Consider the following 2,258-nt stretch of genomic DNA (forward strand, 5'->3'; position numbering starts at 1 on the left):
GCCGAGCAGCGCCGACACTTCCGAGCCCGCCTGGGTGAAGCGGAAGATGTTGTCGATGAACAGCAGCACGTCCTTGCCTTCCTGGTCGCGGAAGTACTCCGCCTGGGCCAGGCCGGTCAGGGCCACGCGCGCGCGGGCGCCGGGGGGCTCGTTCATCTGGCCGTAGACCAGGGCGCACTTGGAGCCCTCGGTCGAGCCGTTGTTCTTCTGCGGGTCGACGTTGACGTTCGACTCGATCATCTCGTGGTAGAGGTCGTTCCCTTCGCGGGTCCGCTCGCCCACGCCGGCCAGCACGGAGTAACCGCCGTAGGCCTTTGCGATGTTGTTGATCAACTCCTGCATGGTCACGGTCTTGCCCACGCCGGCGCCGCCGAACAGGCCGATCTTGCCGCCCTTGGTGTAGGGGCAGAGCAGGTCGATGACCTTGATCCCCGTGACCAGCACTTCGGCCGAGGTCGACTGCTCGGCGAACGAAGGGGCCTCGCGGTGGATCGGGCTCGTGAAGGTGGTGGCGATCGGGCCGGCTTCGTCGATCGGGTCGCCGATGACGTTCATGATCCGGCCGAGGGTCGCAGGCCCCACCGGCACGGTGATCGCAGCGCCGGTGTCGATCACCGGCTGGCCGCGGGTCAGGCCCTCGGTGGTGTCCATGGCGATGGTGCGGACGGTGTTCTCACCCAGGTGCTGGGCGACTTCCAGCACCAGGCGGAAGGGCTGACCGGTCCGCTGGTCGGTGTTGGTCGTCTCCAGGGCGTTCATGATCCCCGGCAGGTGGCCCTCGAACTCCACGTCGACGACGGCGCCGATGACCTGGACGATGCGGCCCCGGGCGACGCCCTGGGCGATCGGCGCTTGCGGGATCGCAGCGGCCTTGGCGGGGGCGCGGCTGCGGGGCTTCTTGGCGGGGACGGCGGCGTCGATGTCGGACATGGGGACCTAACTCTTTCGGGCTAGAGCGCTTCGGCGCCGGAGATGATCTCGATCAGCTCCTTGGTGATCTGCGCCTGGCGAGTGCGATTGTACTGCAGGGTGAGGCTGGCGATCATGTCGCCGGCGTTGCGGGTGGCGTTGTCCATCGCCGTCATCTGCGAGGCGAAGAAGCCGGCCTGGTTCTCGAGCATGGCCGAGAACAGCTGGGTGGTGAGGTTGCGCGGCAGCAGGTCCTCGAGGATCTCGGCCTCGCCGGGCTCGTACTCGTACGAGGCGCCCTTCAGGTCGGTCAGGGCGGCGCCCTCCTCGACCTGGGCCGGGATCAGCTGCAGCACGGTCGGGGACTGGGTGACCACCGACTTGAAGCGGCTGTAGATCAGCGAGACCACGTCGACCTCGCCGGCCTCGAACAACTCGGTAATGCGGTTGGCCACGTCCTGGGCGATGCTCAGGGAGGGGTTGTTGCCGGCGTCGAACGTGCCGACGAACCGGTCCCCGTATTGCCGGCGCAGCTGGTCGCGGGCCTTCTTGCCGACCACCAGGACGCGGACGTCCTTGCCGGCCGCGGTGAGCTCGCGCAGCTTCTCCCGGGCCGCCCGGACGATGCCCGAGTTGAACCCGCCGGCGAGGCCCCGGTCGGCGGTCGCCACGACCACCAGGTGCCGCCGGTCGTCCCCCGTGCCCACCAGCAGGCGCGGGGCGGCGTCGCCGCTAACCCCGCGCGCCAGGTTGGCGATGACCGCGGCCATACGCTGGGCGTAAGGACGGGCGTTCTGCGCCGCGTCCTGGGCCCGGCGCAGCTTGGCCGCCGCCACCATCTGCATCGCCTTCGTGATCTTCTGCGTGGCTTTCACGCTTCCGATCCGATTGCGCATCTCCTTGAGGCTGGCCATCGCCTAGCGATCCTGCTCGTTGGTCTTAGGCGAAGGTCTTGGAGAAGGCTTCGAGCGCGCCCTTCAGCTCGGCTTCGAGATCGGCGTTCAGCTCCTTCTTGGTGCGGATCGCCTCGAGCCAGTTCGGGTGCTTGGTGCGCAGGTAGGAGAGCAGCTCCTGCTCGAACCGGCCGACCTGGGCGGTCGGGATCGGGTCAAGGTAGCCGCGGGTGCCGGCGTAGATCACCGCCACCTGCTCTTCCACCGCCAGCGGCGAGTACTGCGGCTGCTTCAGGAGCTCGGTCAGGCGCTCGCCGCGGGCCAGCATCCGCTGGGTGGCGGCGTCCAGGTCCGAGCCGAACTTCGCGAAGGCGGCCATTTCCCGGTACTGGGCGAGCTCGCCCTTGATGGGGCCGGCCACCTGCTTCATCGCCTTGATCTGGGCCGAGGAGCCCA

The 2,258-nt window shown here is 68.6% G+C and carries 1 protein-coding gene and 2 pseudogenes; all 3 read right to left on the bottom strand.

Annotation, left to right across the window (positions count from 1 at the left end):
• A pseudogene (locus tag VHK87_RS01325) lies at positions 1–930 on the bottom strand (F0F1 ATP synthase subunit beta); the annotation flags it as partial.
• Between the two features lie 20 nt (positions 931–950).
• Entirely contained in the window at positions 951–1,823 is an 873-nt protein-coding gene (locus VHK87_RS01330; protein WP_329633094.1) for a F0F1 ATP synthase subunit gamma, read from the bottom strand.
• A 25-nt stretch (positions 1,824–1,848) separates the two neighbouring features.
• A pseudogene (locus VHK87_RS01335) lies at positions 1,849–2,258 on the bottom strand (F0F1 ATP synthase subunit alpha); the annotation flags it as partial.

Origin of the sequence: Phenylobacterium sp., from assembly GCF_036263695.1 — a bacterium.
GTDB lineage: Bacteria > Pseudomonadota > Alphaproteobacteria > Caulobacterales > Caulobacteraceae > Phenylobacterium.